Below are 22,217 nucleotides of genomic sequence, written 5' to 3' on the forward strand. Positions count from 1 at the left end.
GCTTAGAGTCAAGGGTTTGTCCGATTCCGGGGAAGGGCGTCTTGTAGTCGAAAGCCCGCCTTCCCACATCGTTTTCACCGGGCCGCAATGGGTGGCCCGGGTGATTGCGAGGAATCCTGAAGATGAACCAATCTGCATTGATCCGTCCGGATTGGACGCCCGCGACCATTGCATTGATGGTGCTCGGTTTCGTGGTCTTCTGGCCTCTCGGCCTGGCCATGCTCGCCTACATCCTCTTCGGCGAGAAACTGAAAACGTTCAAGAAGGACGCCAACAGCACGGTCGATGGCATGTGCTCCGCCTTCAAGCGCGGCAATCGCGCCAACTGGACGCAGCATCATCGCACCGGCAACGTCGCCTTCGATGACTGGCGCCAAGCCGAGCTTACCCGCCTCGATGAAGAGCGTCGCAAGCTCGATGAAATGCGCGAGGAATTCGATTCCTACGTGCGCGAGCTTCGCCGCGCCAAGGACCAGGAAGAGTTCGACCGCTTCATGCGCGAACGCCGCAACGGCGGTTCCGGACCGGTAGCCCCGTTCGAGGCAAACTGAGTGACGAAAAAGACATCCGGTGTTTCACATGAAACGCCGGATGTCGCGATCAGCCATGCGGGCCACGTGTCTCTCTCGATGAGAAAACGGGCCGATCCTTATCGATCATCAGGCGCTTCGATCATCAGGCACTGGCAATTCCCTGGATCGTTGATGCCTTAGGGAATTATGCATTAGCCGAAAAGACCGCGAATCGGATAGAAAGCCGTCATGTTCCCTTCTTTCACGCGGCGGCGCATTCCCCCGGCTCCTGTCGACACGACCCGAGAAATCGAAGTCGCGGGCAAGATGCTTCCGCTAACCATCCGCCAGAATTCGCGCGCCACACGAATGACGCTGCGCATCGAGCCCGGCGGTCGGGCGCTGAAGCTGACGGTTCCGCAAGGGCTGGCCGATCGGGAGGTAAACGCCTTCCTCAACCGCCATCAGGGCTGGTTGATGACAAAGCTGGCGCGGTTTTCCGGCGAAAGCCAACTGGAAGAGGGCGGCTCGATCCTGATCCGCGGTATCGCGCATCGGATCGAAAGGTCAGGAAAAATCAGAGGTTTGACCGAGGCAATCATCGTCGGCGAAGACGCGATATTGCGTGTCAGCGGCGGCGAGGAACATCTGCGCCGCCGCATCGTCGACTTTCTCAAGAAGGAAGCGCGGCACGATCTCGATCGCCTGGTCGCGGTCTATGCCGGCCGGATCGGCCGGCGGCCCAAATCGCTGAGCCTGAAGGACACGCGCAGCCGCTGGGGCTCCTGTTCGGCCGATGGCGCCCTGAGCTTCTCATGGCGCATCGTCATGGCGCCGCCGAAGGTCATCGCCTATCTCGCAGCACACGAAGTCGCGCATCTCCAGGAGATGAACCACGGCCCTCAATTCTGGGCGCTGTGCGAAAAGCTTTGCCCCGACACCAACGATGCCAAGCGCTGGCTAAGGCGCAACGGCACGATGCTGCACGCCATCGACTTCGACTGATTTGCTTTGGAATTAGCCGCGGCTGGGGCCGGCGAGTGCCGCCTGAATTTTCTCGTCTGTCTTGTACTGGCTAAGCGCATAGACCGACCAGATCGCTGCCGGTACCCAGCCGATCAGGGTAATCTGCAGAATGAGGCAGATGATGCCTGCAAAGGGACGGCCGATGGTGAAGAACTGAAGCCAGGGAAGAATGAGGGCAAGCAGCAGACGCATTCGTCTCTCCGTTGTGATAGAATGCATATGGTGAGCGCACGCCGACACCGCAATGCCGCACCCTCTGGACGACGGTGTGCAGGGTGGTTTTTGGCTCGACTCCAGCGACATTTCATGCAAGGTCGCTTCTCATGAAAACCGAAGTGAAGATATGCGGGCTGAAGACCGCGGAAGCGGTGGATCGCGCAGTTGCGCTCGGCGCAACGCACACGGGGTTCATCTTTTTCGCCAAGAGCCCGCGCAACCTGGAACCCGATGACGCTGGCCGCCTGGCGGACAGAATCCGAGGCAAGGCGAAAATCGTCGCCGTGACCGTCAATGCCGACAATGACGATCTCGATGAAATCGTCGCCGCGCTTAATCCGGACATTCTGCAGCTGCATGGCAGCGAGACGCCCGACAGGGTGCTCACCGTCAAGGCGGTCTACGGCCTTCCGGTGATGAAGGCCCTGTCGATCCGCGACGCCGACGATCTGAAAAAGGTCGAGCCCTATATCGGGATCGCCGACCGCTTTCTCTTCGATGCAAAGCCCCCAGCAGGATCGGAATTGCCCGGCGGCAACGGTGTTTCCTTCGACTGGAAGCTGCTCGATGCGCTTGACGGCAGCGTCGATTACATGCTTTCCGGTGGTTTGAACGTAAACAACATCGGTGAGGCCCTGGCGCAGACGCGCGCCCGCGCCATCGATACCTCCTCCGGCGTCGAGAGCGCGCCGGGCGTCAAGGATCTGAAGCTCATGGAATCGTTTTTCGATGCCGTTCGCCAGGCGGAGGCGGTTACGGCACGGTCAGGGAGCAAGACGTGAACGAGGCGCCAAAACTGAATTCCTTCCGGGCGGGCCCTGACGAAGACGGCCGTTTCGGCATTTTCGGTGGCCGCTTCGTTGCTGAAACCCTGATGCCGTTGATCCTCGATCTGCAGGCCGAGTGGGACAAGGCAAAGAACGATCCGGCCTTCAAGGCCGAACTCGACAATCTCGGCGCGCATTATATCGGTCGCCCGAGCCCGCTCTATTTCGCCGAACGGCTGACCGCAGAACTCGGCGGCGCCAAGATCTACTTCAAGCGCGAAGAGTTGAACCACACCGGTTCGCACAAGATCAACAATTGCATTGGCCAGATCCTGCTTGCCAAGCGCATGGGCAAGACGCGCATCATCGCCGAAACCGGCGCCGGTCAGCACGGCGTGGCCTCGGCCACCGTCGCCGCCCGCTTCGGCCTGCCTTGCGTCGTCTACATGGGCGCGACCGACGTCGAGCGTCAGGCGCCGAACGTCTTCCGCATGAAGCTTTTGGGTGCCGAGGTGAAGCCGGTGACCGCCGGCAACGGCACGCTCAAGGATGCGATGAACGAGGCGCTGCGCGATTGGGTTACCAATGTCGACAACACCTATTACCTGATCGGCACGGCTGCCGGTCCGCATCCCTATCCGGAAATGGTCCGCGACTTTCAGGCCGTCATCGGCCAGGAGGCGAAGGAACAGATGCTTGCGGCCGAAGGCCGGCTGCCCGATCTCGTCATTGCTGCCGTCGGCGGCGGTTCCAATGCGATCGGCATCTTCCACTCGTTCCTTGACGACGAAGGCGTGAAGATCGTCGGCGTCGAGGCTGGCGGCAAGGGGCTCGACGGCGACGAGCATTGCGCGTCGATCACGGCCGGTTCGCCGGGCGTGCTCCACGGCAACCGCACCTATCTGCTGCAGGACGGCGACGGACAGATCAAGGAAGGCCACTCGATTTCGGCCGGCCTCGACTACCCCGGCATCGGCCCGGAACACTCCTGGCTCAACGATGTCGGCCGCGTCGAATATGTGCCGATCATGGACCACGAGGCGCTGGAGGCATTCCAGATGCTGACCCGCCTTGAAGGCATCATCCCGGCGCTGGAGCCCTCGCACGCCTTGGCCGAGGTCATCAAGCGTGCGCCGAAGATGGGCAAGGACGAGATCATCCTGATGAATCTCTCCGGTCGCGGCGACAAGGACATCTTCACCGTCGGCAAGATTCTGGGTATGGGGCTATAACGATCATGACCGCACGCATGGACAGAAAGTTCGCCGATGTGGCGTCGGAAGGACGTCCGGTCCTTGTCACCTATTTCATGGGTGGCGACCCCGATTTCGAAACGTCCCTTTCCATCATGAAGGCGCTGCCGAAGGCCGGTGCCGACGTCATTGAACTCGGCATGCCGTTTTCGGACCCGATGGCCGACGGACCGGCGATCCAGCTTGCCGGCCAGCGCGCGCTGAAGGGCGGCCAGACGCTGGCAAAGACGCTGGAGATCGCTCGCCGTTTCCGCGAGGAAGACCAGCGCACGCCGATCGTGCTGATGGGCTACTACAATCCGATCTACATCTACGGCGTCGATCGCTTCCTGACGGATGCTTTGGACGCAGGCATCGATGGCCTGATCGTTGTCGATCTGCCACCGGAGATGGACGATGAACTCTGCATCCCCGCCTTGCAGAAGGGCATCAGTTTCATTCGCCTGGCGACGCCGACGACGGATGACCGTCGTCTGCCGAAGGTTCTCGAAAATACCTCGGGCTTCGTGTACTACGTCTCGATGAACGGCATCACCGGCTCGGCACTGCCGGATCCGTCGTTGATTGCCGGTGCCGTTCAGCGCATCAAGGCCCATACGAAACTGCCCGTTTGCGTCGGTTTCGGCGTCAAGACGGCGGAACATGCAAGAGCCATTGGTGCTTCCGCCGATGGCGTCGTCGTCGGTACGGCGATCGTCAATCAGATCGCGTCGAGCCTGACCGAAGAGGGCAGGGCAACGGACGCGACGGTACCGGGTGTCGAAGCGTTGGTAAGGGGCCTTTCGGCTGGCGTGCGGTCCGCACGGCTCGCAGCAGCCGAATAATTGCCTATATTAGCGCGCACAACCCGAAGAAAATCTTCAGGAGTCTATAAGTGAACTGGATCACAAACTACGTTCGGCCGAAGATCAATTCGATGCTGGGCCGCAGGGAAGTTCCGGAAAATCTCTGGATCAAGTGCCCGGAAACCGGCGAGATGGTGTATCACCGCGATCTCGAGGAAAACAAATGGGTCATCCCGCAATCCGGCCTCCATATGAAGATGCCGGCCAAGGCGCGACTGAAGGATCTGTTCGACGGTGGCATCTATGAAGCCCTGCCGCAGCCCAAGGTGGCGCAGGATCCGTTGAAGTTCCGCGACTCCAAGAAATACTCCGATCGCCTTCGTGACAGTCGCGCCAAGACCGAGCTGGAAGATACGATCGTGGCCGGTGTCGGCCGCGTCCAGGGCGTCAAGCTCGTCGGCGTCGTGCATGAGTTCAACTTCATCGGCGGTTCGCTCGGCATGGCCGCAGGCGAAGCGATCGTGAAGGCCTTCGAGAAGGCGATTGCGGAGAAGTGCCCGCTGGTCATCTTCCCGGCCTCCGGTGGCGCCCGCATGCAGGAAGGCATCCTGTCGCTGATGCAGCTGCCGCGCACGACCGTTGCGGTCAACATGCTCAAGGAAGCGGGCCTTCCCTATATCGTCGTTTTGACGAACCCGACCACCGGTGGTGTAACCGCCTCCTACGCCATGCTTGGCGATGTCCATCTGGCCGAACCCGGCGCCGAAATCGGCTTTGCCGGCAAGCGCGTGATCGAGCAGACCCTGCGCGAAAAGCTGCCGGAAGGCTTCCAGACCGCGGAATACCTGCTGGAGCACGGCATGGTCGACATGGTGGTCAAGCGTCATGACATTCCCTCGACGCTGGCCCGTGTGCTGAAGATCCTGATGAAGAAGCCGGCCGATGCGGTAAAACTCAACGGCGGCGGTGCAGAACCAGCGGCTTTGCCGGTTGCGGCAAGCGCATAGCATACGATCCTATCGGGGCAGGGCGAGATGACAGCGGTGGAAGCCAGCGAAGCAGGCTATGAGATCGAAAAACTCCTTGCCTTGCATCCGAAAGGCTTCGACCTGTCGTTGGACAGGATAACCCGGCTTCTGGCCGCGCTCGGCAATCCGCAGGATCGGCTGCCGCCGATCATTCACGTGGCCGGCACTAACGGCAAGGGCTCCGTCACCGCATTCTCGCGGGCGGTGCTTGAAGCCGCGGGCTTGAGCGTTCACGTCCACACCTCGCCGCATCTGGTCAACTGGCACGAGCGCTATCGGCTTGGCGTCAAGGGTGGCAAGGGCAGGCTCGTCAGCGATCCCGTGCTTGCCGATGCGGTTCGGCGCGTCGCGGAAGCCAATGGCGGCGAGAAGATCACCGTCTTCGAAATCCTGACCGCCGTTACCTTCGTTCTTTTCGCCGAACACCCGGCAGATGTCGCGATCATCGAGGTCGGTCTCGGTGGCCGCTTCGACGCGACCAATGTCATAACCCGCCCTGCGGTCTCCGTGATCATGCCGATCTCGCTCGATCACCAGGCCTATCTCGGCGACCGGGTCGAACTGATCGCAGCGGAAAAAGCCGGCATCATGAAGCGTGGCTGCTCCGTCGTCATCGGCCAGCAGGAAGAAGAAGGCGTCCGCGACGTCCTGACCTCGACCGCCGAGCGTCTCGGCTGCCCGATGTCCGTCTACGGGCAGGACTTCATGGCGCATGAGGAATTCGGCCGCCTTGTCTATCAGGACGAGCGGGGTCTGTCTGACCTTCCCCTGCCGAAGCTGCCCGGCCGTCACCAGTATGCCAATGCAGCCGCGGCCATCCGCGCCGTCCGCGCCGCCGGTTTCGACGTGCCGGATGCGGCCATCGAGCGCGGTGTCGCCGGCGTCGAGTGGCCCGGACGCTTGCAGCGTCTTGCCGGTGGCAAGCTTGGTCACTACGGCCCGCAGGATGCGGAAATCTGGGTCGATGGCGGGCACAATCCCGGTGCCGGCCAGGTGATCGCCGAAGCCATGGCGAATTTCGAGGAGCGGGAGTCCCGCCCGCTGTTCCTGATCATCGGCATGATCAGCACCAAGGATCAGCTCGGTTACTTCCGCGCCTTCCTTGATCTGGCCGAACAGGTCTTCACGGTGCCGATTCGTGGCTCCGATGCCGGTCTGGATCCGGTGGCCCTGGCGCAGGACGCGGCCTCGGTCGGCTTCGAGGCGTCCGCCGTGTCATCGGTGGCCGAAGCGTTGACCGTCATCGCCAATCTCGTCGACGAAGACCCGATGCCGCCACGCATCCTGATCGGCGGTTCGCTCTATCTCGTCGGCGACGTGCTTGCCGATAACGGTACGCCACCGAAGTGATCGGTTGCCTGCGACAAGGATCGCAACAGGCCGCCATTTGCGCTGGCGCCCGAAAATTGGCAGCCGGGCAATTTCCTCTAGAGCATTTCCAGGAAAAGTGCGAAGCGGTTTTCCGTCAGGAAATGCGTAAAAACAAAGAGATAGAGCGTTTGTGCGGTTCCGCATAAATCGGAAACGCTCTTGACAAGAAAAAAGCCCGGCAAGCCGGGCTTTGAAGTCACTTCGATGTGGTGGCCTTAAGCGGCCGCAGTCGAAATCCAGGACGTCAGGGCCGTCTTCGGAGCAGCGCCAACCTTGATGTCGGCAACTTCACCGGCCTTGAACATCGCAAGCGTCGGGATCGAGCGCACGCCGTATTGCGCGGCCAGCTCCGGGTTCTCGTCGATGTTCAGCTTCACGACCTTGACCTTGCCGGCGAGCTCGTTGGAGATTTCCTCAAGGCTCGGCGCGATCATCTTGCACGGGCCGCACCATTCAGCCCAGAAATCGACAACCACCGGCTCGGCGGCGTTCAGCACTTCCTGCTGAAAATTGGATGTATCGACTTTTACAGTAGCCATCGGCTGCTCCTTGCGTTCGAAATGTCGGTGTCCAGATGTTGTGTCTCATGTGAGGCTGTCCCACTGGATTTTCAATATCGGGTATCTCACTTTGTCGCGAGGTCTTCAAGGCTCCTGTCCAGTGCCGCATCCTCGAGCACGTGGATGACGGGGCCTTCGGTGAAGATCAACGCACACTGGAAGCGGTGCGCGGGATAAAGTGGCCGCAGCAGCTCGCGATAGATCGCAAGCTGGGTTTTATAGGCGGCGGGGACGTTGTCGGCTGACGCGGGCACGCTGCGATTGGTCTTGAAGTCGGCAATGGTGACGACGCCATCCGCCACCGACAGCCGGTCGATCCGGCCGGAAACGGCAAATTCGCGGTTTGCGAGCTTCAATGTGCCCATGACCGAGACTTCTGCGCGGCTGGCGCCGGAAAAGAGCGCGCGCAGGTCACCACGATCGAGGACCTGCAGGACGGCATCACGCAGGCGCTTGCGTTGCGTTTCGGGCCAACGCGGCACCGAGCGGGCGAGATATCGGTCGGCCGCCGCCAGGCGCTCGGACGGGGCGATCGACGGCAGCACCTGCAGCAGCCGGTGCAGGATGGCGCCGCGCAGCATCGAGAAATTTGCTGGCGTTTTCACGGAAAACAGCGCCGAGCTCACGATCATGTCGCCGTCGTCCTCATCGACCGCAATGCCGACGCCCGATGGGCTCAGCGGCCGCGGCAACCGCCGTGGCGGCGGCAGCGGCGTCGAAAGAGCAATCGGCAGGCCGGTCTTCGCGGGGGCCATGAGGTCCGATAGCTCGTCACCTGACGGCACTTCGCGCGGCACATGCGTTTCCCGCCAGGAGTGCCCTGGCCATTCTTCGTCACCCGCCTTGAAGGTGACAGGGGTGCAGCGACCATTCTCGTCCTGCGAAAGGCTCGCCTGCACGATGGCGTGCCAAGTGTCCGCACTTGGCCGCTGCCCGCGATACCCGCAGACGACCAGCCGGTCGGCAGCCCGGGTCATGCCCACATAAAGCAGCCGGCGGTATTCTTCCTCGGCCAGCGTCTTCAGCCGGTCGCTGTCGGCGGCGATGAGTGAATTCGAAGCCGAACCGGGCGCCCGCCAGACGGGCAGCGGGTAGCTCGAGCCATCGGCGAGTGGCATCTCGAGGAAGCGAAGATCGGGCACGTGCTGGGAGTTGAAAGGCTTGCCGCCGCCGTCGACCAGAAACACCACCGGCGCCTCCAGCCCCTTGGCCGCATGCACCGTCATGATCCGGACTTCGTCGCGCTCCTTGTCCTGCTCGCGCTTGACGGTCGGCGCCTCGATTTCGAGCGTCGAGACGAAAGCCTGCAGGCCGGGCAGGCCGCTTCTTTCGTGTTCGAGCGCAAAGGTCAGGAACTCGTCGAGAATGTCGCTCACTTCGCTGCCGAGCCGGGCGAGAAACGCCGCGCGCCCACCATGAACGCCAAGCACGCGGGCATAGAAATCATGCGGGGCCAATTGTTGAGAAAGGGCGGCATAACGAAGAAGCGCCTTGACGGTTCCCTCATGTGGGGAGCCTTCGATGGCGCCGGATTCCTGCAGCCTCTGCCAGAGGCTAGCGCCTTCGTCCCGTCGGGCAGCGAGTTCGAAAAGCATGTCTTCGTCGAGGTTAAACAGCGGGCTCTTTAACAGCGCCGCGAGCGACAGGTCGTCCTCCGGCAGCAGCATGAAGCGCCCGAGCGCCAGCAGGTCCTGGATGGCGATATGGCTCGTCAGAACCAGCCGGTCGGCACCGGCGACGGGGATGTCGCTGCGCCGCTTCAGGGCGCGGGTCAGCGCATTGACAAAGGCGTCGCGCTTCCGGACGAGCACGATGACATCGCCCGGGCGCATGGCGCGGCGCACGCCCTTTTCGATGATGGTCTCGCGCCCGATCCAGCTATCGAGTACGGCGGCAATGCGCCGTGCCAAAATGTTGACCGGTGCCGTTTCCGGCGTGGCATCGAAGGGGGCCGTCCATTCGTCGTCGGTCGCCGTCGGCTCGGCCGCGATCACATCCCAGATGTCGACGGCGCCGGGATGGCCGATGCGGTTCGAGGCGTGCACGACCGCTTCGTTCCGGGCGCTCAGCCCACGCGCATGCGCCGGGTTGGCAAAGACGGTATCGACGGCGGAGAGCACGTCGACGGTGGAGCGGAAGGAGAGCTGCAGGCGGATCGGACTGAACGCCTTGCCGCCGTCTCGCACGCGCCGCTCGGTCTCGATGCTTTCGCGCGAGAAACGCTCGGGGCGTGCGCCCTGGAACGAGTAGATCGATTGCTTCTCGTCACCGACGGCAAACATGGTGCGCTCGTTGCCGCGCGCACTGTCGCCCGAGAAGAATTCCGCCGCCAGCGCCTGGATGATCGTCCATTGCGTCGGGCTCGTATCCTGGGCTTCGTCGACAAGGATATGGTCGATGCCCTGGTCCAGCTTGTAGTGAACCCAGGCGCTGACGTCGCCGCGCGCAAACAGGCTTGCGGTGCGATTGATCAGGTCCTCGAAGTCGAGCTGGCTGCGGGTGCGCTTCAGCGCTTCATAGTCGTTGTTGAGCCGATCGGCGAGCGTCAGCGCCGAGAGTGTCGCCTCGTACATCTGGATGATGCTCAGCCGGTCGGCGCAGGCGACGACATGATCGCGGGCGGCTTCGACCAGCTCAATCAGATCCGGCGCGGCCTGGAGCATGGCCTTGTTTACGAAGGCCGATTCGGCGCGCGGCTTGCCGGTGCCGGTAAAGAACAGCTCCTGCAGCCCCTCGTATCGGGCCATCGGATCGACAAGCTTCGCCGTTGCGCGAAGCCCCTCGGCGAAATCGAGCACCTTGGCGCCGCCGGCGCTGGCAGCCAATCCAAGGTAGCGTTCGAGGGCCGGGCCGTTAAGGCCGGGAAGCGGCCAGACGCTTTCGAGGATGCGCTCGACGCTGTCTTCAGGTTCAAGCCTGAGTGCCGCGTGCAGTTGCACGGCGACGCCGCCATGGAGGTCAGCATGGTCGAGAAATGCCTGTATCGCCGTGCGGTTGGAGACGATCGCACCCAGCAGTTTTTCAAGCCCGGTGTCGTCGGCAAGCTCGAGCACGGTGGCAAAGGCATCGGCAAGCGGTGCATCGCCGTCAGCCGTTGTCGCGGTCAAGAGGGCACGGCGCGCGTCTGCCAGCAGCACGGCCGCCGCCCGGTCGTCGAGAACCGAGAAATGCCCGGCAACGTTTGCCTCGAGCGGAAACTGGTGCAACAGCGCCTCGCAGAAGGCGTGGATGGTCTGGATCTTCAGGCCACCCGGCGTTTCGAGCGCGCGCGCAAACAGCCGCCGCGCCTCCTGGAGCTTCAGCCGCGAGGGCAACTCGCCCTCGATGGTTTCGATCCGCTTTTCCAGCGCCTCGTCGTCGAGCGTCACCCATTCGGCAAGGCGTTCGAACACGCGGTTCGACATTTCCGAAGCCGCCGCCTTGGTATAGGTCAGGCACAGAATGGCCGAAGGCCTGCAGCCCGCAAGCAGCAGCCGGATGACGCGCTGCGTCAGAACGTGGGTCTTGCCCGACCCGGCATTGGCTGAAACCCAGGCGGAGCGAGCGGGATCGGAGGCGAGCGACTGCCGGCGCGACGTCCAGTCGAGCCAGGCTTCGGGCGTCCTTTCGTCGGGGCCGGCGCTTTCATCCCTCATCGCTGTCATCCTCGCTGTCGGCTGTCGACCATTCCGCAACCCGGGCCAGATGGTCGTATTCACCGCCGTAGTCGCGTTCCTTCTGCACGATCAGTCGTGAGGCAAAGCCATGTCTGCCCGACATCAGGGCGGTCAGCAGCTTTCTAAGCTCAGTCAGGGCGTCGTCCGCCAGCTGATCGGCCGATTTCGTTTCCTTGGCGCGGCTGTTTTCGTTGTTGACGGTCTCGACCTTGAAGCGGGAGCCGGGCTTCAACCGGACATAGAGCAGCGATTGCGGGTGGCCGGGACCCATGCCCTTGAACGCACCGGCTTTCAGCGCTGCCGCTTCCAGCGCCAGCTGCGGATCGAGCAGCACGCGGGCTTCCTTGATCGACGGGCTGGAGCCGGTCTTGTAATCGATGATTTCCACCGTCCCGTCGGTCATCGTGTCGAGCCGGTCGGCGATCCCCGTCAGGCGAATATCCACCACCCCGATCTCCATCGATGCCGCAACTTCGGTCAACGGCTTGCGGATAAACCGCGCACGCTCCCGTTCCCAGGCGACGAACGCCTTGCCGACCGCTGCAAAGCGTGGCCGCCATATGGTGTCGATATGGGCGGGCAGCCGTTCTTCGTCGAAGGCTTCATTGAGCAGGCGGCCCATCGCCTCTTCTGCAGCCGCGGACAGGATGTCGAAGCCGCCGCGCACGAAACGATCGACGATGCGGTGATAGAGCGTGCCGCGTTCTGACGCGCCCGGATCGCGATTGAACGGGTCGAGCGGATGCAGACGCAGGATCCGGCGCGCGTAGATCGAATAGGGATCGCGGCGAAGCCGCGAGACTTCGCTGAACGAATATTTGCGTGGCTGCAGGTCGACCGGCGGCTTGGGTGCCGGGCGCTCGGCCAAGGCCTGACGCCCACCCTTGTCGAGCATCCGCGCCCACAGGAGATAGTCGCTGCCGTTCGATCGCAGGTTCTCTGCCAGCCGCTTGCCGCCCAGCGCCAGCAGCCGCTGCAGCCATCGCGATGCGACGGTCGGCGCCGATCCCTGGCGCATCGAGCGGGTGAAGATCAGCTTGCGGGTGCCGCACGCCATCTGGAAGTCGTGGGCGAGCTGGCCGATGCGGCGTTCGGGCGGCTCGAGGCCGATCCCGGTTTTCATCGTTCGGGAAAGGAAGGGATCATTGGCGGTTTGCCCCGGCCAGTTGCCTTCGTTCATGCCGCCAAGCACCACGAGATCCATGCTCTGCAGGCGCGATTCCAGCGCGCCGAAGATGAAGACGCGGGGGTGGCGCATCGAGCGCGGCTTGACCGCCTCACTGGCGGCAAGCGCCTCCATGATGTCGCACCATTGCGGTCCGTCGGCATCCATCTGGCCTTCGGTCTCGATGATGCCGCGCAGCAGCGTCGCCAAGGCTTCGCCTGCCTCGCCGGACCATAGACCGCTGAGGTCGGCGCGCTCGTCGCCGCAGACGGCCTCCAGCGCCTGGCCGGTTCGTGTCGCCCATTCGGCAAAGGTAAATATCTCGGAGAAGGGGCGGCGGCCATGGCTGCGCCGCACCAGCGCGCCGGCGAGTGGGTCCGTTGCCACCTTTACCCGCGCTGCGAGGCCCCTCGCGGCGAGAATGTCGTCCTCGGTAATGCCGATCCGCCATTCCGGGGGATGGCGGTCCGTCCTGTGATGGCCGGCTGCCTGTTCGAGCAGCGGCACCAGAAGCGAAATGTCGGCGATATCGGTGCCGCTGCGCAGCGCCAAGCGCTCCAGCACATCGGCGCTGCGGCGCATCTCCGTCTGCGGCAGGCCGAAGCGGGCTAGGGGATGCTTGAACAAAGCGACCAACGGTACCGGATCGCCGGGCCTGAGACTTGCCTCCAGCAGAAGCCGCATCAGCGTGCCGGCAGGCGTAGAGGCGAGCGGCGTGCCGGCGGAATCGTCGGCCTCGATATCGAAACGTGCCAGCTCCGCGCCGACACGGCGCGCAAGATTGCGGTCGGGGGTGATCAGGGCCGCCTGGCTGTCGTCGCTTCCCTCAAGCGCCAGCCGCAGTGCGATCGCGATCGCCGTCGCCTCCTCGCGCTCATTGGCGGTTTCGATCAGGGCGACGTCGCCAAAGGCCCGTTGCAATGTTTCGGGCTTAAGTTCGTTGCGGGTTTCAGTCCAGCCATTCGTCGCCTTGGCGGGCAAAAGCGCATGCGACAGGATTTCGCTGCGATCGATGAGCCCTGCATCGGCCTGGTCGAGGGTCGGGATATCGCGGCGTTCCACCTGCATGCGTTGCAGCAGGCGGTGAAAGCCGTATTGCGGGTGGCTGCGGCTGGCCGGATCGGATCTGCCGCCGGTGACGGTCTCGCCGACGATCATGCCCCATTCGGCGTCGGTCATCGTCTGGTCGAGCCCCGGCAGCACGATCGTGCCGTTGGACAGCTTCTGAACCGCGGCAATCAGGGCGGCCGTCGCCGGGATGGAGCCGGTCGAACCGGCAATGACGATCGGCCCTTGAAGCGCGCCCGCGGCAATGCGCTGGGTCTCGGCCTGCAGGATGGCGTTGCGATGTCGTGCCGGCGAGGATTGTTTGAGTTCTTCCAGCCGCTCCGGCCAATAGGTGCGGGCGATTTTCAGGAACTCGAGCGTCAGCTGCCACCACAGCGCATGTTCGCCGGCATCGAGACTGTCGAGCTGCTCCCAGTCGAGTTCTTCCGTCTCCATCGCATCGATGAGTTCGGCCAGATTGCGCGCCAGCCAGATGGCGTCCGCCGGGCTTGCGGGGGCGATCAGTGGGCTTTCCGCGTGAATGTCGAGCACCACCTTCGGCAGGCGGTTTCGCCAGGCAAGGATAAGCCGGCCAAGTTCGATCAGGCGGGCGGTGCCGGGAAGGGGCGGCGCCAGGTCCAAGATCGCCGGCACTTCCGCATCGAAGAAGCCGCTGTCGTCATCGGTTTCGCCGAGTGCCCGGATCGTCGGCAGGATTGCCGAACGGCCGCCGAGCAGATCGACGAATTCGGAGCGCAGCACGCGGGCGGACCGACGCGTCGGGACGAAAATCGTCACGCCGGCAAGCGGCAGCGGATCCGCGGGATCGTAGCGAAAATCCGGCGTCAGCGTCCCGTCGCAGAGTTTGCGCGCAAGTGTCTTCAGGAAGGGCAGGCCCGGCGGAATCGTAAAGACGTTGGTTCCGCGATAGGACATGCTCATCCTTCCGGCTGGTAGCGGCGGATCGCGGCTTCAGCGTCTTCGATCGCCTCTGGCGTGCCCACAGTCATCCAGTGGCCGTCGAGCACGATGCCGAACAATCGGCCTTCGGCGATCGCCCGATCGAAATAGATGTTCAGGTTGAACGCATCATCCGGCGCGTCGGCAAACAGTTTCTTGTCGAGCGCGATCGCGCCGGCATAGACCACGGGATTGTCCATGCCCTCGGCATAGCGGACCAGACGGCCGTCGGTGCCGAGCGAAAAGTCCCTCTTGCCGTTGTGCCCGGTCGTATCCTCGTCGCGCACGCAAAGCAGTGCCATGTCCATGCGCTGCGGATCGAAGAAGCCGGCGAGCCGCTCGAGATTGCTGGGCTTGCCCGCTTCCTCGCCAACCCAGAAGAGATCGGCGTTCATCACCAGAACGGGGCCATCGGCAAGCAGCTTCAGCCCCTTGACCAGGCCACCGCCCGAATTCATCAGCGCATCGCGTTCGTCGGAAATCACGATTTCGGGCGCCGGGCGCTGCGCCAGATGTGCTTCCATCTGGTCGGCGAAGTGGTGGACGTTGACGGCTGCCCTGGTGACGCCGGCGTTCACCAGCAGATCCAGAACATAGTCGATCATCGGCTTGCCGGCGATCTTCACCAGTGGCTTCGGGATGGAGTTGGTGATCGGGCGTAGACGGGTACCGAGGCCCGCCGCGAGCACCATCGCATTGCTGATCGACATTGCTTCTCTGTCAGTTCGCTGATTCTGGCACGATGATTCCCGTCTTCATACACCAGTCGCGCAAGGGTTTCAGCGCTTCGTGCATGAGAGCGACTTCGAGATAGGCGAAAGTGCGCGGCATATGCTTCATATAGCCGGGTTTGCCGTCGCGCTGCATCAGCCGCACCCAGATGCCGACGAGCTTGCAGTTGCGCTGCGCCGACATCAGATGCCAGTCGCGAAGGAACAGGGCCTCGTCGAACGAACCGGCAGCGCGGCGGTCGCCGAGATAGGCATCCATCATGCGGCTTGCCAGTGCCGGTTCGATCGTCACCCGAGCGTCCTGCACCAGTGACGCCACGTCATAGGCCGTCGGGCCAATCATCGCATCCTGGAAGTCGATCAGGCCGACACGCTGGAGACCCTCGTGCTCGGGACGCCAGATGATGTTCGGCGAGTGAAAGTCGCGCAGGAGCAGGTTCTTCTCCGACGTCGCGATGAGGTCGATGAGGTCGTCCCAGATCGCCGCGTATTCCTGCTTTTCCTGTTCCGTCGCCGGCTCGCCGCGTTTCCACGGCAGGTACCAGTCGGTGAGCAGCCGGGTCTCTATCTTCATCGCCCTCCGGTCGAAATCAGGGATATGGTGCTCTACGCCGCCGGAGAGCGCGATGTCACGCCTTGCCGGGGTGGCGTGAAGTCGGGCGAGCAAGCGCGCGCTTTCGACGTAGCGTGCCTCGATCGGCTTCCCGGCCTCGTCGAGTACTCCTTCGGAGCCGAGGTCCTCGATCAGCAGAATTCCCTGGTCGAGATCGCGTGCGTAGATCACAGGTGCTGCAAAGCCCCGTTCTCTGAGGAGCTCGTCGATGGCGACGAAGGGGATCACATCTTCGGCGATATGCGCGAGTTGCTGGTAGTACCTGCCATCCTGGAGGATCGGACCGGGCTTATGCCGCGCGGCATCCATCAGGATCCGGCTCGGAAGGCCGTCTCGGCCGTCGACCCGTTCGTATGCTCGCACCGAGGCATCGCCGCTCAGGTGACGTCGGCGCGCGTCCGCAAATCCGTTACCTGCGAGGAAATCGCGGATCGCCAGCGAGCGGGTAATGCGCTGCAGGGCATCTTCGGGGCCGGCGATGCTGGCGGTTCGTCCGGCCGCCTCATGGGTGATCTGCAGCACGATCCTGTCGGAAGGCAACGCCCCGTCGGCCCTCTCCGGCCATTCGACCAGGCAGACGCCCAGAGACAGCGCCTCGTCGAAGCCCAGCTCATCGAGTTCGCTGGCATCTGCCAGCCGATAGAGATCGAAATGCGCCACGGGAATGCGCAGGTCGTAGCTCTGCACCAGCGTAAATGTCGGGCTCGGGACTTCCAGCCCGTCGTCATCGGCGACGGCGCGCAGGAAGGCGCGTGCCAAGGTCGACTTTCCGGCCCCAAGATCACCCGAGAGAGCCAGGCAGTCGCCGACTTTCAGCGCCAGAGCCAGGTCTTCGCCAAGCTGGATCGTGGCTGCCTCGTCCTTCAGGAAGCGTTCGATCGGCTTCATTATTCCGCCGCGACGATCTTCGGGACCTCTGCCGAAGGGATACGGCAGCTGACCTCGGTGCCTTCGCCCTCACGGCTGCGGATCGACACGGTGCCGTGGTGAAGGCTGACGAAGCTCTCGACGATCGACAGGCCAAGGCCGGCGCCGCCGCGCTGACCGTGGCTTTCGAAGCGGTTGAACACCGTATCGAGCACGTCCTGGGGAATGCCCGGTCCGCTGTCCGAAACGGAAAAGACGAAGTCTCCACCGTCGCGCCGGCACGAAAGCTCGATGACACTACCGTCAGGAGCAAAGTTGGCGGCGTTGGTGAGCAGCTTGACGAAAATCTGCTTCAGCCGCTGCTGGTCGGCGACCATGCGTCCGAGGTTGTCGGGTGCCGCAACGCGCAGTGTGACGCCGCCCTCGACCAGTCGGTCAGCCATCTGATGGGCGATGTCGTCGAGGAAGTCGGTAAGATTGATTTCCGACATGTCGAGCTCGACGATGCCGGCGTCGACGGTCGCAAGATCGAGAATGTCGTTGACGATGGTCAAAAGCAGCGACGAGGACGTGGCGATGTGATCGACATATTCCGCCTGCCGATCGTTGAGGTCACCAAAGGCAGGCGTCTTCAGCAAATCGGCAAAACCGATGATGTTGGTAAGCGGCGAGCGCAGCTCGTAGGACACGTGATGAACGAAGTCGTTCTTCAGCGCATCCGCCTTGCGCAGCGCATCGTTCTTCTCGGTCAGTGCCCGTTCGACCCGCACGCTGTCGGTGATGTTGACGAAGGTCAGCATCGTCTGGGCGTTTGGCAGCGGAATGACGGCGTAGTCGAGGATCAGCCCGGTTCGAAGTTCAAGAATGCCTCGACTCGAGGGCCGTTCGTCGTCGAAACTGGTGATGATATGGGAGAACCGCTTCCAGCCGTCCGGCTGGTCGTAGGACATGAGGCAGGCCTGCTCGATCGCGCGGATATGCGTGCCTGGCTTCGCCTCGGTCTCGTTGATGCCCCAGGTCGCGCGAAAGGCCGGGTTGGAAAGCCGGATGCGGCCATCGGGACCGAACACCGCAACGCCTTCGGCCAGATGGTCGATCGTTTCGCCCTGGACCTGGACCAGCGTGTTGTAGCGGGTTTCCAGATCGACCTTCTCGGTTAGGTTCTCGAATACCCACGTGACGCCGCCTTGCGGCCGTGCCGTTGCGAATACCCGTAGCGTCTGGCCGTTCGGCAGGTGCCAGAGGTCGGATTGCGTATCGAGCGCCTGGTAGACGGAGAGCGCGTTCGCCTTCCACTGTTTCCAGTTGAGCTGTTCGGGCAGCTGTCCGCCCGAGCGCAGACGGTCGAGCACTTCGCCATTGTCCGGCTTGCGCTCGAGGAAGCCCATGTCCAGGTTCCAGAGGCGCTGGAAGGCCTGGTTGTAGAATTGCAGGCGCTGATTGCCGTCGAAGATTGCGACCGGCGTTGCGAGATGGTCAAGCGTTTCCGCGTGGCTCTTGAGCGTGCGATTGAGTTCTTCCCGCACAGCCTCGACGCCGGAGACGTCGATGGCAATGCCGGTCGTTCCGGCCGGGCTGCGTGCGTCGACGACGTCGAAGAATGTGCGGTTGCCCTTGACCACGGTCGACAGCTTGTCTCGGAATGGCGTGTCGAAGGTCGAGACGGCGCGTATTTTTTCGCGTGCCACGGTCGCCAGCAGTTCACGGCCCTCGGCGATGGCTGCAGCGACGTTGGGGGCTTCCACGGCGTCGGCATAGGCCTCGTTGACCCAGCTCAGCGCTCCATCGGTGCCGCGCTGCCAGACCGGCAGGTCGATCGCGTCGAGCAGGGTGCGGAAGGACGTCAGCGAGTTGTTGAGGCGATCGCGTTCGAGCTTCAGTTCAGCCAGTTCAGCCCGCATGTTGTTAAGCGCGATGAAGCGCACAAAAGCGCGTCCGCCGGAAACGCGGCCTTGTGCCTCCAGGACTTCGTTGCGCGTCGTTTCGAGCACCAGATCGAAGCTGCGTGCCTGCGTGCGCAAGGCGTCGATCGCCTTTTCGAGCTCGCTGGCGGAATTCGCCTTAATCCAGCGCCCAAAGGCCAGGAACTCGCGATCGTCTGCAGGCGCGCCGGTTTCTGCCGGCAACTGGCCGAGCAACTCGGCCCGCTCGGCAAGCCCATCCCAGATGACGATGCGGCGGTTCTTGTCGGCAATGAGCGCCTGGAAGCGCGAGAGGCGCTGATTGGCGTCCGAAAGGTCGGATCGCAGCTCGCGGTTTTCAGCCTCGATATTGCCGCGCTGGCGGATCAGCCAGATTGCCGAGATCATCGCCGCGGAAATGACGCCGATGAGGACGGAGAAGGTGATGACCTCCGACGAACCGAAGATATTCGCCTTCTGCGCCGAGACCTGGGCGACCGCATCGGTCGCAGCGAAAAGCGCCGTGCAAGCCATCAGGCGGCGGAGATATACCGGACCTTTGCGGCGACCGCCCGATGAGGTTTGTTGTGCTGTTGTCATGGCGCTGCCGTCCCCGTCTGCCCGAAGGGTGCTGCCGGCCCTGTAGTGCCATGCGCAGTTCCGGCGATACCCGGTTGAAGGGTTCGCGTCAGTTCTGATTGCATCCCCGGTCTGTCTCCGTCTGTTTGCCGCTTGCCGACAAGACATCCCACTCGCAATGCCCGAAGGTCCGCACCGGCATCACGAATCAATGGGTTAGAGCATACTTCGTTGACGAATCGCCGGGAAGGGAGCTGCCCAAAAAAGAGGCCGCGCTCTCTTGTCAAGAACGCGGCCACAACATGTTGTGGATTGCCCGGGTAACGATTAGTACCGGTAGTGTTCCGGCTTGAACGGACCCTGCTGGCCGACGCCGATATAGTCGGCCTGTTCGCGCGACAGCTCGGAGAGCTTCGCGCCCAGCTTGTTCAGGTGCAGGCGGGCAACCTTCTCGTCGAGCGCCTTCGGCAGAACGTAGACTTCGTTCTTGTAGTTCTCACCCTTGGTGAAAAGCTCGATCTGAGCCAGCACCTGGTTGGAGAACGAAGCGGACATCACGAAGGACGGGTGACCGGTGGCGTTGCCGAGGTTGAGCAGGCGACCTTCCGACAGAAGGATCATGCGGTTGCCCTTCGGGAACTCGATCATGTCGACCTGCGGCTTGATGTTCGTCCACTTCAGGTTACGCAGCGCGGAGACCTGAATTTCGTTGTCGAAGTGGCCGATGTTGCCGACGATCGCCATGTCCTTCATCTCGCGCATGTGGTCCATGCGGATGACGTCCTTGTTGCCGGTCGTGGTGATGAAGATGTCGGCAGACGAAACAACATCTTCGAGCTGGACGACTTCGAAACCGTCCATGGCTGCCTGCAGGGCGCAGATCGGGTCGACTTCCGTGACCTTTACGCGGGCGCCAGCGCCGCTGAGCGAAGCAGCCGAGCCCTTGCCGACGTCGCCGTAGCCGCAGACAACGGCAACCTTGCCGGCCATCATCACGTCGGTGCCGCGGCGGATGCCGTCAACCAGCGATTCCTTGCAGCCGTACTTGTTGTCGAACTTCGACTTGGTGACGGAATCGTTGACGTTGATTGCCGGGAAGGGCAGCAGGCCCTTGGCCTGGAGCTGGTACAGACGGTTGACGCCTGTCGTCGTTTCCTCGGTCACGCCCTTGATGGCGTCACGCTGCTTGGTGAACCAGCCCGGCGAAGCCTGGAGGCGCTTCTTGATCTGCGCGAACAGGATCTCTTCTTCTTCCGAACCCGGGTTGGAGAGAACGTCCTCGCCGGCTTCGGCGCGGGCGCCGAGCAGGATGTACATGGTCGCGTCGCCACCGTCGTCCAGGATCATGTTGGAGACGCCGCCGTCGGTCCACTGGAAGATCTTGTCGGTGTAGGTCCAGTATTCTTCAAGCGTTTCGCCCTTGACGGCGAAGACCGGGATGCCGCTGGCAGCAATTGCTGCGGCTGCGTGGTCCTGGGTCGAGAAGATGTTGCACGAGGCCCAACGGATGTCAGCGCCGAGAGCCGCGAGCGTCTCGATCAGCACGGCCGTCTGGATGGTCATGTGCAGCGAACCGGTGATCCGCGCGCCCTTCAGCGGCTTGGAGGCGCCGAACTCTTCGCGGCAGGCGATCAGGCCCGGCATCTCGGTTTCGGCGATCGTGATTTCCTTGCGTCCGAAATCGGCAAGACCGATGTCGGCGACGATGTAATCCTGAGTGGTGGTCATGAAATTCTCCAGGCTGATCTCTTCAAGCCGCTCTGGCCCTCTGGCCATCCGGCGGCACGACTATGCCTCCCGCGCATGTCATCGCGGTGAGAGTGCGATCGATCTATCAGGAATCCTGGGGCAGGGCAACCTCGATATAAAGAAGTCTTTATATCTTTATATTGTCGGTCACATTTCTTCGCCGAACTTGTCGCGCACAAGCGCGTCGAGCGCATTCAGCGCTTCTTCGGCCTGCGCACCGCTGGCGGTGACGCAAACGCTTGAGCCGGTGCTGGCGGCCAGCATCATCAGGCCCATGATCGAGGTGCCCCCGACGGTGCTGCCGTCCTTCGACACCGTGATTTCGGCATCGTAGGCCTCGACCGTTTGTACGAACTTCGCCGAAGCGCGGGCGTGGAGGCCGCGTTTGTTGACGATGAGGAGCTCGCGCGTCAGCAACATGTCGGTGCGATGGTCCATCATTTTCCACTCAGGACGCGGCTGGCGACGTTGATGTATTTGCGTCCCGCCTCGGAAGCCTCCAGCAGGGCCTTGTCCATGTCGCTTTCGCCACGCACGCCGGCCAGCTTGATCAGCATCGGCAGGTTGACGCCGGCGATGACTTCGACCGTGCCGCTGCGCATGACCGAGATGGCAAGATTGGAAGGCGTGCCGCCGAACATATCGGTGAGAATGATGACACCGTGGCCCTCGTCGACATTGGTCACGGCGTCGAGGATATCCTGCCGACGCTGATCCATGTCGTCCTCGGGGCCGATGCAAACGGTCTCGATAGCTTTTTGCGGACCGACAACATGCTCGAGCGCGTGCCGGAATTCCTCAGCCAGCTTGCCATGGGTGACAAGCACAAGTCCGATCATGGGTATCTTTTCTCCGACTGCACGCGCAATTCACTGATGGTCAGATATCGCAATGCAGCAATTTCGTCCACCTGTTGGGGCGGCCATCTTGGCAAGGAAAAGGCGAAGTGCAAGCCAAAAATGCCGAAAAACCAGCCCAGTTGCCTGCAACTATAGCTAAAATCCTAATTTTTCGGGTAGCAGCACACGCAGAACAGCAAGCACGTGTACGCCGTTTTCAATGGGGACGCGAACAATTGGCAGGCTGCCACCGCCGGGTAGGGGAAGTTCCTCGTTTTCCGGCGGCATGCGCGGATCGAATGGCGCGTTGACGGGCAGGATTGCCCAATCCATTACCGCTGCATGCACCGTCTCGAGCCTGGCAATGCCGGCGCCGCGGATCTCTATCAGGCCTTCGATCGACGCGGGGCAACGGGCGATTATTCGGCCCTGCTCCATTGACAGGTCGACACGATCGTCGGCGACCAGTGCCGCAAAGTGTCCCATCTGCTGTGCCGCCGAAATACAGGCGAGCGCCAGCCGCGATTTGCCGATGCCGGAAGGTCCGGTTACCAGAAAGCCGGTCGTACCGAGAACCATTGCCGTGCCGTGA

At 62.7% G+C, this 22,217-nt stretch carries 18 protein-coding genes; 7 read left to right on the top strand and 11 right to left on the bottom strand.

Annotation, left to right across the window (positions count from 1 at the left end; translation table 11 throughout):
- Nucleotides 1-122: 122 nt before the first annotated feature.
- Nucleotides 123-551, top strand: coding sequence for a DUF2852 domain-containing protein (locus ASD00_RS10510; protein ID WP_025425327.1), 429 nt, complete (start codon nucleotides 123-125; stop codon nucleotides 549-551).
- Between the two features lie 210 nt (nucleotides 552-761).
- Nucleotides 762-1,517 (top strand): SprT family zinc-dependent metalloprotease, encoded by a 756-nt coding sequence (locus tag ASD00_RS10515; protein WP_025425328.1) that lies wholly within the window; start codon nucleotides 762-764, stop codon nucleotides 1,515-1,517.
- A gap of 12 nt (nucleotides 1,518-1,529) precedes the next feature.
- Here the strand turns inward: ASD00_RS10515 and ASD00_RS10520 are convergent, their stop codons facing one another.
- Entirely contained in the window at nucleotides 1,530-1,730 is a 201-nt protein-coding gene (locus tag ASD00_RS10520; protein WP_025425329.1) for a YqaE/Pmp3 family membrane protein, read from the bottom strand.
- Between the two features lie 131 nt (nucleotides 1,731-1,861).
- Here ASD00_RS10520 and ASD00_RS10525 point away from each other — a divergent pair, with 131 nt between their 5' ends.
- The 5 genes from ASD00_RS10525 to ASD00_RS10545 are packed head-to-tail and all read left to right on the top strand — an operon-like array spanning nucleotide 1,862 to nucleotide 6,937.
- The gene (locus ASD00_RS10525) at nucleotides 1,862-2,536 is read left to right on the top strand and encodes a phosphoribosylanthranilate isomerase (RefSeq protein WP_025425330.1); all 675 of its coding nucleotides are present in this window, start codon (nucleotides 1,862-1,864) and stop codon (nucleotides 2,534-2,536) included.
- On the top strand, nucleotides 2,533-3,753 hold the full coding sequence (gene trpB / locus ASD00_RS10530; protein ID WP_025425331.1) for a tryptophan synthase subunit beta: 1,221 nt from the start codon (nucleotides 2,533-2,535) through the stop codon (nucleotides 3,751-3,753). The genes ASD00_RS10525 and trpB overlap by 4 nt, the downstream gene beginning before the upstream one ends.
- 5 nt (nucleotides 3,754-3,758) lie before the next feature.
- Complete coding sequence (gene trpA / locus ASD00_RS10535; RefSeq protein WP_025425332.1) at nucleotides 3,759-4,598, top strand: tryptophan synthase subunit alpha; 840 nt, start codon at nucleotides 3,759-3,761, stop codon at nucleotides 4,596-4,598.
- Nucleotides 4,599-4,648: 50 nt separating this feature from the next.
- Nucleotides 4,649-5,566: an acetyl-CoA carboxylase, carboxyltransferase subunit beta gene (accD, locus tag ASD00_RS10540; protein ID WP_057206485.1), complete on the top strand. Its 918-nt coding sequence runs from the start codon at nucleotides 4,649-4,651 to the stop codon at nucleotides 5,564-5,566.
- 27 nt (nucleotides 5,567-5,593) lie between these two features.
- Nucleotides 5,594-6,937, top strand: a complete 1,344-nt coding sequence (locus tag ASD00_RS10545) for a folylpolyglutamate synthase/dihydrofolate synthase family protein (protein WP_025425334.1) — start codon at nucleotides 5,594-5,596, stop codon at nucleotides 6,935-6,937.
- Nucleotides 6,938-7,173: 236 nt separating this feature from the next.
- Here the strand turns inward: ASD00_RS10545 and trxA are convergent, their stop codons facing one another.
- From trxA to ASD00_RS10595, 10 genes are all read right to left on the bottom strand, one after another.
- On the bottom strand, nucleotides 7,174-7,497 hold the full coding sequence (trxA, locus tag ASD00_RS10550; RefSeq protein WP_025425335.1) for a thioredoxin: 324 nt from the start codon (nucleotides 7,495-7,497) through the stop codon (nucleotides 7,174-7,176).
- Between the two features lie 86 nt (nucleotides 7,498-7,583).
- Nucleotides 7,584-11,153 (bottom strand): double-strand break repair helicase AddA, encoded by a 3,570-nt coding sequence (gene addA, locus ASD00_RS10555; RefSeq protein WP_057206487.1) that lies wholly within the window; start codon nucleotides 11,151-11,153, stop codon nucleotides 7,584-7,586.
- Nucleotides 11,143-14,322 carry a double-strand break repair protein AddB gene (addB, locus tag ASD00_RS10560; RefSeq protein ID WP_057206489.1) on the bottom strand — a complete coding sequence of 1,060 codons (3,180 nt, stop codon included), beginning with the start codon at nucleotides 14,320-14,322 and terminating at the stop codon, nucleotides 11,143-11,145. The genes addA and addB overlap by 11 nt, the downstream gene beginning before the upstream one ends.
- Nucleotides 14,323-14,324: 2 nt before the next feature.
- The gene (locus ASD00_RS10565; protein ID WP_025425338.1) at nucleotides 14,325-15,056 is read right to left on the bottom strand and encodes a nucleotidyltransferase family protein; all 732 of its coding nucleotides are present in this window, start codon (nucleotides 15,054-15,056) and stop codon (nucleotides 14,325-14,327) included.
- A gap of 10 nt (nucleotides 15,057-15,066) precedes the next feature.
- On the bottom strand, nucleotides 15,067-16,578 hold the full coding sequence (gene tsaE, locus ASD00_RS10570; RefSeq protein ID WP_025425339.1) for a tRNA (adenosine(37)-N6)-threonylcarbamoyltransferase complex ATPase subunit type 1 TsaE: 1,512 nt from the start codon (nucleotides 16,576-16,578) through the stop codon (nucleotides 15,067-15,069).
- The gene (locus ASD00_RS10575; protein ID WP_057206490.1) at nucleotides 16,578-19,058 is read right to left on the bottom strand and encodes a PAS domain-containing sensor histidine kinase; all 2,481 of its coding nucleotides are present in this window, start codon (nucleotides 19,056-19,058) and stop codon (nucleotides 16,578-16,580) included. The genes tsaE and ASD00_RS10575 overlap by 1 nt, the downstream gene beginning before the upstream one ends.
- 306 nt (nucleotides 19,059-19,364) lie before the next feature.
- Nucleotides 19,365-20,765, bottom strand: coding sequence for an adenosylhomocysteinase (gene ahcY, locus ASD00_RS10580; protein WP_025425341.1), 1,401 nt, complete (start codon nucleotides 20,763-20,765; stop codon nucleotides 19,365-19,367).
- Nucleotides 20,766-20,933: 168 nt separating this feature from the next.
- Complete coding sequence (locus ASD00_RS10585) at nucleotides 20,934-21,227, bottom strand: HPr family phosphocarrier protein (protein ID WP_025425342.1); 294 nt, start codon at nucleotides 21,225-21,227, stop codon at nucleotides 20,934-20,936.
- Entirely contained in the window at nucleotides 21,224-21,625 is a 402-nt protein-coding gene (locus ASD00_RS10590; protein WP_025425343.1) for a PTS sugar transporter subunit IIA, read from the bottom strand. Before ASD00_RS10590 ends, ASD00_RS10585 begins: the two co-directional genes overlap by 4 nt.
- A 156-nt stretch (nucleotides 21,626-21,781) precedes the next feature.
- The gene (locus ASD00_RS10595) at nucleotides 21,782-22,204 is read right to left on the bottom strand and encodes a serine kinase (RefSeq protein WP_051509138.1); all 423 of its coding nucleotides are present in this window, start codon (nucleotides 22,202-22,204) and stop codon (nucleotides 21,782-21,784) included.
- Nucleotides 22,205-22,217: the final 13 nt, after the last annotated feature.

This window comes from Ensifer sp. Root31 (genome assembly GCF_001424825.1).
In the GTDB taxonomy this organism is placed as follows: domain Bacteria; phylum Pseudomonadota; class Alphaproteobacteria; order Rhizobiales; family Rhizobiaceae; genus Ensifer; species Ensifer canadensis.

Coding starts and splice junctions, on each gene's coding strand:
- ASD00_RS10515 (WP_025425328.1), top strand. CDS start 762: ATGTTCCCTTCTTTCACGCGGCGGCGCATTCCCCCGGCTCCTGTCGAC.
- ASD00_RS10585 (WP_025425342.1), bottom strand. CDS start 21,227: ATGATGGACCATCGCACCGACATGTTGCTGACGCGCGAGCTCCTCATC.
- ASD00_RS10525 (WP_025425330.1), top strand. CDS start 1,862: ATGAAAACCGAAGTGAAGATATGCGGGCTGAAGACCGCGGAAGCGGTG.
- ASD00_RS10575 (WP_057206490.1), bottom strand. CDS start 19,058: ATGACAACAGCACAACAAACCTCATCGGGCGGTCGCCGCAAAGGTCCG.
- ASD00_RS10520 (WP_025425329.1), bottom strand. CDS start 1,730: ATGCGTCTGCTGCTTGCCCTCATTCTTCCCTGGCTTCAGTTCTTCACC.
- tsaE (WP_025425339.1), bottom strand. CDS start 16,578: ATGAAGCCGATCGAACGCTTCCTGAAGGACGAGGCAGCCACGATCCAG.
- addA (WP_057206487.1), bottom strand. CDS start 11,153: ATGAGGGATGAAAGCGCCGGCCCCGACGAAAGGACGCCCGAAGCCTGG.
- ahcY (WP_025425341.1), bottom strand. CDS start 20,765: ATGACCACCACTCAGGATTACATCGTCGCCGACATCGGTCTTGCCGAT.
- ASD00_RS10510 (WP_025425327.1), top strand. CDS start 123: ATGAACCAATCTGCATTGATCCGTCCGGATTGGACGCCCGCGACCATT.
- addB (WP_057206489.1), bottom strand. CDS start 14,322: ATGTCCTATCGCGGAACCAACGTCTTTACGATTCCGCCGGGCCTGCCC.
- ASD00_RS10595 (WP_051509138.1), bottom strand. CDS start 22,204: ATGGTTCTCGGTACGACCGGCTTTCTGGTAACCGGACCTTCCGGCATC.
- ASD00_RS10565 (WP_025425338.1), bottom strand. CDS start 15,056: ATGTCGATCAGCAATGCGATGGTGCTCGCGGCGGGCCTCGGTACCCGT.
- ASD00_RS10590 (WP_025425343.1), bottom strand. CDS start 21,625: ATGATCGGACTTGTGCTTGTCACCCATGGCAAGCTGGCTGAGGAATTC.
- trxA (WP_025425335.1), bottom strand. CDS start 7,497: ATGGCTACTGTAAAAGTCGATACATCCAATTTTCAGCAGGAAGTGCTG.
- ASD00_RS10545 (WP_025425334.1), top strand. CDS start 5,594: ATGACAGCGGTGGAAGCCAGCGAAGCAGGCTATGAGATCGAAAAACTC.
- trpA (WP_025425332.1), top strand. CDS start 3,759: ATGACCGCACGCATGGACAGAAAGTTCGCCGATGTGGCGTCGGAAGGA.